This window comes from Paraclostridium sp. (assembly GCF_051657365.1).
Lineage (GTDB): Bacteria > Bacillota > Clostridia > Peptostreptococcales > Peptostreptococcaceae > Paraclostridium.
The window spans coordinates 47,041-56,491 of the sequence record NZ_JBOFKN010000177.1; the positions used below are offsets into that span (position 1 = coordinate 47,041).

At 26.2% G+C, this 9,451-nt stretch carries 7 protein-coding genes; all 7 read left to right on the forward strand.

Translation table 11 applies throughout. From position 1 onward, the window contains the following. Positions 1–16: 16 nt before the first annotated feature. On the forward strand, positions 17–1,207 hold the full coding sequence (locus ACRCYC_RS14130; RefSeq protein ID WP_438619780.1) for an NRAMP family divalent metal transporter: 1,191 nt from the start codon (positions 17–19) through the stop codon (positions 1,205–1,207). A 26-nt stretch (positions 1,208–1,233) separates the two neighbouring features. Next, complete coding sequence (pxpB, locus tag ACRCYC_RS14135; protein ID WP_438619781.1) at positions 1,234–1,950, forward strand: 5-oxoprolinase subunit PxpB; 717 nt, start codon at positions 1,234–1,236, stop codon at positions 1,948–1,950. Next, positions 1,925–2,950: a biotin-dependent carboxyltransferase family protein gene (locus ACRCYC_RS14140; RefSeq protein ID WP_438619782.1), complete on the forward strand. Its 1,026-nt coding sequence runs from the start codon at positions 1,925–1,927 to the stop codon at positions 2,948–2,950. Before pxpB ends, ACRCYC_RS14140 begins: the two co-directional genes overlap by 26 nt. A gap of 227 nt (positions 2,951–3,177) precedes the next feature. After that, on the forward strand, positions 3,178–3,786 hold the full coding sequence (locus ACRCYC_RS14145) for a hypothetical protein (protein ID WP_438619783.1): 609 nt from the start codon (positions 3,178–3,180) through the stop codon (positions 3,784–3,786). A gap of 25 nt (positions 3,787–3,811) precedes the next feature. After that, positions 3,812–6,970: a ligand-binding sensor domain-containing protein gene (locus tag ACRCYC_RS14150; RefSeq protein WP_438619784.1), complete on the forward strand. Its 3,159-nt coding sequence runs from the start codon at positions 3,812–3,814 to the stop codon at positions 6,968–6,970. A gap of 194 nt (positions 6,971–7,164) precedes the next feature. Next, entirely contained in the window at positions 7,165–8,013 is an 849-nt protein-coding gene (locus ACRCYC_RS14155; RefSeq protein ID WP_438619785.1) for a GGDEF domain-containing protein, read from the forward strand. Beyond that, positions 8,003–9,451 (forward strand): DUF2334 domain-containing protein (locus ACRCYC_RS14160; protein WP_438619786.1); only part of this gene is annotated, 1,449 nt, incomplete at its 3' end. The genes ACRCYC_RS14155 and ACRCYC_RS14160, both read left to right, overlap by 11 nt.

The window sequence follows — 9,451 nt, forward strand, 5'->3', positions numbered from 1 at the left end:
GTTTGGGGGGATAATTATGACAAATAAAAAAAATATAACTGCATTAATGGGTGCAGCTTTTATAATGGCCACATCGGCTATAGGTCCAGGTTTTTTGACTCAAACAGCTACATTTACAAATCAATATGGAGCTAACTTTGGTTTTGTTGTATTAATAGCTACTATATTTTTTATAGGAGCACAGCTAAATGTATGGCGAGTTATAGGGGTATCAGGACTTAGAGGACAAGATATTGCAAATAAAGTTTTACCTGGGCTAGGTTATTTTATAGCAGTACTTGTAGGAATAGGAGGGCTTGCATTTAATATAGGAAATGTAGGTGGAGCAGCTCTTGGAGTAAATGTTATGTTTAATTCAGATATTACAATATCTACTATAGTTTGTGGACTTATAGCCATAGCTATATTTTTAATAAAAGAGTCTGGACCAGTGATAGATAAATTCACAAGGTTACTTGCGATTATAGTTATATTGGTAGTAGGATATGTAGCTATAATAAATAGACCTGATATGGGTCAGGTTATAAAAGGAACTTTTATGCCGGAAAATCCAGGAAGTTTAATATTTCCAATTATAACATTATTGGGTGGTAGTGTGGGAGGATATATAACTTTTGCAGGAGGACATAGGTTAATAGATGCAAACATAACAGGAGAAGAGAATTTAAAAGATATAACAAACTCATCAATACTTGGGATTAGTGTAGCTACTATAGTAAGAATATTTTTATTTTTAGCTGTATTTGCAGTAGTTTCAAAAGGGGTAAGTTTAGATCCTGAAAATCCAGCAGCTTCAGCTTTTAAATTTGGAGCAGGAGAACTTGGATATAAGTTTTTTGGATTAGTTTTATGGTGTGCGAGTATCACTTCAGTTATAGGAGCTGCTTATACCTCAGTTTCATTTATAAAAACGCTTCATCATTTTATAGAAAAACATGAAAATAAATTTATAATACTATTTATTTTAGTATCCACTTTAATAATGGCATTAATAGGAAAACCAGCAAGTTTACTTATTTTAGCAGGTTCTTTAAATGGATTAATACTTCCTATAACTTTAGGTGTTATATTAATAGCTTCTAGAAAAGAATCTATAGTAGGCGAGTATAAGCATCCTAAGTGGTTATTCATATTAGGAATTATAGTAGTTATAGTAACTGCTGTTGGAGGAGTAATCTCATTACAAGATATAACTAAGTTATTTTAAAGAAATTTGTTTTAGGAGGCTAAGATATGAAAACTAGATATTTACTAGCAGGGGATAAATCTATAGTAGTAGAGTTTGGTGATATTATAGATGAAACTATAAATAGGAAAGTTATAAATTTAATGAAAAATATTGAAGTGTCTAATTTAACTAGTGTTATAGATGAAATGATACCAACTTATAGATCTTTAATGATAAATTATAATCCTTTAAAAATAGAGTATGATGATTTTGTATTAGAGATAAAAAAATTAGAAAAAAAAATAAAAACTACAGATAAATTGGAAAAAAATATAATTGAAATTCCAGTTTTGTACGGTGGTGAATTTGGACCAGATATAGAAAATGTAGCAAGTCATAACAATTTATCAATTAAAGAAGTTATAGATATACATAGTAAATGTGAGTACTTGGTATATATGTTAGGTTTTACTCCGGGGTTTACATATCTTGGAGGGATGGATGACAAAATAGAAACACCAAGATTAAAATCTCCCAGAGTCAAAATACCTGCCGGTTCTGTTGGTATAGCAGGAAAACAAACTGGTGTATACCCAATAGATAGTCCTGGGGGATGGCAGTTAATAGGAAGAACTCCAATTAAATTATACGATATTAATAAAGAAAGACCTATATTATTAAGTGCTGGGGACTATGTCAAATTTGTACCTATAAATAAGACAGAATATGAAAATATATTAATGAAGGAGGAACTAAATGATGGGATTTACAGTTTTGAATAAAGGTATTTTAAGTTTAGTTCAAGGAGGACCTAGAATTGGATTTCAACAATTTGGAGTTCCTGTTTCTGGAGGTATGGACGATTTTTCTTTGAGAATTGCTAATATATTGGTAGGAAATAATGAATATGAAGCTTGTATAGAAGCGCTTATAATAGGGCCTAGTATAAGATTTGAGGATAAAACTAGGATAGCTATAACTGGTGGGGATTTAGGACCGATGTTAAATGGAATAGAAATAGATATGTATAGAAGTTATATAGTAAACAAAGGGGATATATTAACTTTTTCGGGTATAAAATCAGGGTGTAGAACATATATTGCTTTCAGTGGAGGAATTGATGTTGAGGTGGTTATGGGTAGCAAATCCACTTATGTGAAAGCTAAACTGGGTGGTTACGAAGGTAGAGAACTTATAGATGGAGATTATGTAAAGCTTCATAAAAGTGAAGTTAATGTAAATTATATACTTCCAAAAGAATATATTCCAAATTTTACTGACGATATAGTTTTAAGGGCTATAAGAGGTCCACAAGATAATATGTTTGATGAAGAAAATATAAAAAAGTTATTTACTTCAAAATATAGTATAACTAACGAGTGTGATAGGATGGGATATAGATTAGATGGGAATAAAATTAATCATATAGATGGAGCAGATATTGTTTCTGATGGAATAGCATTTGGGGCTATACAGGTTCCGGGACACGGAAATCCAATTATTATGATGGCTGATAGGCAAACAGTTGGTGGATACACGAAAATTGCTAATGTTATTAGCATTGATTTGTATAAGTTAGCTCAAGCTAAACCAGGAAATACTATAAGCTTTAAAGAAATTGATATATATGATGCTCATAGGAAACTTAAAAAGCATGAAAATAAGATATATGAGATAAAAAATAATATTAAAAAGTTTGAAGTTATTAATCAAAGATTATATGGCATATCAATAAATGGAATTTATTATAATACTATAGTAGAAGAAATTAATAATCAATAAAAAAGCTACTTTTGATAAGGTAGCTTTTTTATTAATTATTAATTTTGATAAGCAGCCCGTAAACAAAAAAGGAATAAAATGGAATGAATTTCATAGTTGATATAAGTAGTTGATAATATTTTTTAAAATTCTGAAAAAAATTACATAAACTGCGCATTTCGACAAAATAAAACAATACAAAAGTGTATACTCGTATTAATAATAAATTTGTCAAAAGGGGGAGTTTGATGACGAAAAAAATAATAGATATATACTCAAGCTTAAGAGGTAAGGTTTTAAAAAAAGCTAAATGTGATAGTAAATTTAATTATACATTAAACAATAAAGAAACTACGGTAAATAAAATAATGAATTCTTATAGTTACTTTGAAGAAGAGAACATAGATAAAAACTATATAGATAATTATAATTATGAAATAGAAGATATACATAAAAAAATTTTAGAAGAAATTAATTGGATAAACTCAATAGATAATATAAAAGAAGTTGATGATTTAATAAAAAATAGTAACTCCCCTAAGTATTTAAAAAAGAATTCTTTGTACTATAAATCTAATTACATTTGTCCAAATTGTAACGAACAGGTGCTTTATAAAATAAGAGCTTATAATATGGATACCGTATTTAATGGAAAATATAAAAAATTACATCATATATTTACCTGTCCCAATTGTCGCATATTTTTAGGATCAATTAGAATATATAATAAGTTACATACTAAATGGATTGGAAATAAACTTTCAAATTACGCTCTTATAAGTGATAAATACTCAAAATTAAAATATAACAAAATAATTAACTATACAGAAAGTATATATAGTGATGATATATACTGATTTTACACAGGAGCAAAAATATATTATGAAAAAATTTTATGTGAAGATATTGATGTCAGTAGTTTTATTTTTATTAGGGATTACTACAACTTCAAATGCTCAGGAAAGTATAAATTTTAAAAATATAACTATAGATGATGGATTATCACAAGGAACGGTACAAGCTTTGATGCAAGATAGTAAAGGCCGTATATGGATTGGTAGTAATGACGGGTTAAATATGTATAATGGGTATGAATTTAAGATATATACACAAAAAAAAGATCAGGAAAAGGGTATAGTAAATAACTATATTCTAGATATAGAAGAAGATAATGAAGGAAACATATGGGTAGCTACGATAGGTGGGATAAGTAAAATAAATACTGAAAATGATACTATAAGTAATTATTATCAAGGTAAAAGTTGTGGTAATTTATCTAATAATAATATATATACAATACTTATATCAAAGTCAGGAGATATAATAATAGGAACATCTAATGGAATAGATATATATGATAAAACCAAAGATGAATTTAGGAAATATAATATAGATATAGATAAGCTTGAAAGTAAGCGTATTTATGCAATAGAAGAAGACGAAAATAGCGATATATGGATAGGAACTAAAACTGGATTATACAAATTAGATAAAGAGAATGGTGAAATTAAGGAAATTTCAACTGAAGATTCTAATGAAAATGACTTACATATTTATAAAATATATTTTGACAGTGATGATAATGTATGGATAGGTGCAAAATCTGAAAATTTATATAAATTAGATAATAATAAGTTGAAAAAGTATCCACTTCCATATAGCAACAAAGTATTATCGGTAAGAGATATAATACAAGATGATAAAAAAGATTTATGGATAGCCACAGATGAAGGTCTAGTAAAATATAATATTAAAAAAAATAAGTTTAGATCATATCAAAGGGATATATATGAGACTAATGCTTTAGTTGATAATAACCTATACTGTATAATGAAAGACAGCACTGGGCTTTTATGGTTAGGTACATATTCTGGAATAAGTATGTTTGAGCCAAATAATAATATAAAATATTATAAGCACGATGGAGACATAGAAGATAAAGTCTCTATATCTGAAAATATGGTAAGTGGAATATATAAAGATAATGAAGGTTTATTGTGGATAGGAACTAAATCTACTGGAGTAAATATATTTGATAGAGAAAATGACAAGATTAGATATTTGACGACGGAAGAAGGATTAAGTTGCAATAACATATATGATATAGAAGGAAATGGAGATTTAATATTTATATCTACAGACGATGGCGTAAATATAGTTAATAAAAAAGATAATACAATAAAAAAATATGATAAAAGTAATGGACTTGAAAAAAGCAATGTAAGAAGTATATTAATAGATGATAATGATTATGTATGGTTAGGGACTACAGAAGGTGTAGTTGTATTAAATATAAAAACTGGAGAAATAAAAGACTTATCTATTATAGAAGATAGATTTCATATAAAAGATAAGTTTAATGGGTGTTTATATAAAGATAGCAAAGGAACTTATTGGATTGGATATTTTTTAGATGGTGGGTTACTAAAATTGGATCCTAAGACTAATAAAAGTAAATTATATAAAATGAAAGGTAATGACACAAATTCTATTAGTAATAACTCTGTGAAGAGCATTTCAGAGGATAGCAAGGGCAACTTATGGATAGGCACTAATTTTGGACTGAATAAATTTGATAAAGATACTGAAAAATTTGAAAGATATATGATGGAAGATGGACTCCCTAATAATACTATTTATGGGATTATAATAGATAAGAAAGATCATATATGGGTTAGTACAAACTATGGAATATCAAAATTTGATAGTGATAAAAATGAGTTTGCTAATTTCGGAATTGTAGATGGATTGCAAGGAAGAGCATTCAATGGAAAGTCATTTCACTTAAGTTATGATAATGAAATTTTCTTTGGAGGAACTAATGGATTAAATTCTTTTAGATGTGAAGAGTTACAAAAGAAAAAGAATTATATTAACTTAGAAATCCAAACTATTTATGTAAATGAAAAAAAATACAATAATATAGAGAATTTGAAGTTTAAATATTATGAAAATAATATAAATGTGGAGATGTTTTTACCTTATTATAAAAATGTAAAGGGAACTAAGTATTATTACAAATTAGACAAAATAGATAGAGAGTTTAAAGAGTTTAAAGGTAATAAGCTGTCTTTAGTAAATTTATCACCAGGTAAGTATACACTAAGATTAAAAGCATTAAATAGCAATGTAGCAATGTCACAAGAAGAAACTATTGATTTTACTATAAAACCTCCATTTTGGATGAGTAAAACAGCTTTGATTATTTATATAGTCATAGTAATATTTTGTATTTTATATTATAAAAACAAAGTTAAACTATTAGATACTATGGTAAATAAAAGAACACGAGCGCTCACTAATGAAATAGAAAGAAATGAAGAATTATTTAAAAAAGTATTAAAACTAGAGAAAAATAAAAACAGTTATTTCGTAAACTTATCGCATGAATTAAGAACTCCTTTAAATGTAATTTCTTCAACAGAACAATTAATAACTAGGATTTCGAATAAAAAAGGTATAGGTAATGAAAGCTTAGCTTACCATATGGGAGTCATTAAAAAAAATTCAGAGCGATTATTAGAACTAATTACAAATTTAATGGATATAGAAAAAATAGAATATGGAAAATACAAATTAAATAAGGAGAAACAAGACATAGTTGAAGTTATAGAAGATGAAGCATTAAGGCTTAAAAATCATATAGAGTGTAATGGTATAGAAATTGTTATAGATCCTGAAGTGGAAGAAAAAATAGTTAGTTTTGATAAAAATGAAATAAAAAGATGTATTGAAAATTTAATAAGCAATGCAGTTAAATTTACTCCAGAAGGCGGTACAATTGAGATAGTAATTAAAGACTTAGATGAGAAGGTTATGATATCAGTAGAAGATAATGGAATTGGTATTGATGAAAAAAATCAAAAAATTATTTTTGATAGATTTAGACAAGTTGTAGATGCTAATGAAGAAATACAAAATTCAAGTGGATTAGGGCTTACTATAACGAGAGATATTATTAAGCTTCATGGTGGAGAAATATACCTAGAGAGTAAGATTGGAAAAGGAAGTAAATTTACTATAGTATTACCAGTTGAATAAAAAAAGAATGTGTTAATCACATTCTTTTTTTTGAATAAGAAAACTATATTTAAATTTATTACTAAATATTCCGATGGAATTTTTAATTGTATGTAATAAAAAAGTTAAGCTAAATTGACAGTGTTGAAAAATGACGAAAAAGGGTATAATTAATAAATATATACAAGTATATAAATAAAAAAGGAGGAAAATGGATGAATTCGGTATCTAAAAAGATAGATTCCTATATAATAGCATTATTAATGGAAATACTTATAATAGTATTTATTTTATTTATATCCAAAACGGATGAATATATTTTTATGGATTTTTTAATGTTAGGAATAACTTTTTTAATAGCTATAACAACATATACTGGAGGTATGGTAGTAGGGCTTATAATAACGTCTATTACTGTATTTTTATATGCAAGTTTAGTATTTTATAATAATACATTTTTTAATATGCATATAAACTATATTTCTTATGTATGGATGGTAAGTATTCCAATAATATGTATGACAAGTGGAAAATTATCAAGTAATATATTGAAATTACAGAAAATTAATGAAGATCTTGAAACTAAATATAAACATTTAGTTATGGTGGATGAAACTACTGGACTTGGAAATATAAAGCATTTCTATAAAACCTTAGAAAAAGAAATGGGCAAATCGAGAAGACATAAAAATAACTTAACTTTAATGATGATAAAACTTCCTTATTACAAAGAAATTAAAAGGATAATAGGGGAAGAAAAAACTAATAAATTAATTAAAAGTATAAGCGATATAATCATAGAGGCTACAAGAGGAGAAGATGAAAGATATTATATTGATAAAGATATGCTTGCAATTGTAATGCCGCATACTCCAATAGATGGAGCTAAGATTGTAAAAGAGAGAATAAAGTCAAAAATAAATGAATTAAATTTAGAAGTAAACCAAGGCAAATATTATGTTGATATAGATACTAAGATAGCTGTGATTGAATATAAGGATAGTATTAAAAATCCTATAGAATTTAAATCTTTATGTGAAGAGGAAATTCAGTATGATGTATAAAAAAGTTACAGGATTATTTTTAAGTTTATTATTAATAATTGGAAGTTTTAATATTTCTTTAGCAGATAATAAAATCAAAGGAAGTAGTCTAATAGTCTATGAAAATCAAAAGACATTTTCTTTTAATGAAAATGTAGTAAACCACTTAAATGAACTTCTTTATAAATTTAATAATAAAGTTGATAAAGTATATGTAAATGATTATAAAAAAGATATGCTGAAAAACTATGATTCTATATTTGTGATAAATATAGATAATAAAATAAGTAATGTAGATTTAATTTCTGATCTTTCTAATTACACTAATAAAATATATTGGATGGGCGATAGAGTAGAAAATCTTTTAAATTCAAGCAATAAATATGATATAACTTATGATAAAAAAATAAATAGTATAAATAAATTGAATTATAAAGGTAAAGAAATATCAATAGTAGGAGATGATTATTTTAATCTTGTTAATATAGAAAATAAAAATGTTCAAGTATTAGCTACAATGAAAGATTCTTATAATGAATACCCTTATGTTTTAAAAGATAAAAATTTATATTTCATATCAAACTATAAAGTAGGAAAATCTTTTATATTTGAAGATACATTAAATGACTTTTATGATATTAAAGAATTTAAAAAAGGGCAAGTATTTGTAAGAATTGAAGATGTCCATATGTTTAGAGATAAAAAGAATTTAAGAGAAATAGCAGATTATTTGTATGAGGAAAATATACCTTTTATGATAGCATTAATACCAGCATATATAGATAGTAAAAGTGGTAAAATAAACACTTTTGAAGAAGATAAAGAGTTTGTTGAAACGATAAAATATATGCAAGATAGAGGTGGAAGTGTTGTATTACATGGATATATGCACTCTCTAGATGATAGGGAGATATCTGGAGAAGGTTATGAATTTTGGGATATGGAAAAAGATAAACCTATAGATGATGATATAAATACTTATGTAAAATACAGAGTACTTAGTGGACTTAGATTATGTGTAGAAAATGGCATTTATCCGCTTGCATTCGAAGCTCCACACTACGCTATGGATGAAGATGGATATAGAGAACTTAAAAAGTATTTTTCTACATATGTAGGACAATATCAAAATAATAATGAAAACTTCGCTACAAGTACTTTTCCATACATAATAAAAGATAGTGAGAATTTTAAGATGTTAATACCTGAAAATCTAGGTTATATAGAAAATGGAAATGATTTTAGCATAGATATACTAAAAGAAAATTTTGAAAAACTTTCTATGGTTAGAGGATATACAGGTGGATTTTTCTTTCATCCATATATGAATATAAACTATTTAAAACAAATGGTAAATTATTTAAAAGATAATAATGCAGAGTTTTTAGATTTGAAAGATTATGATAATAGTGTTAAAGCTGATGATATAAGTATAACTTCTAAAAATGGTAATATAGAT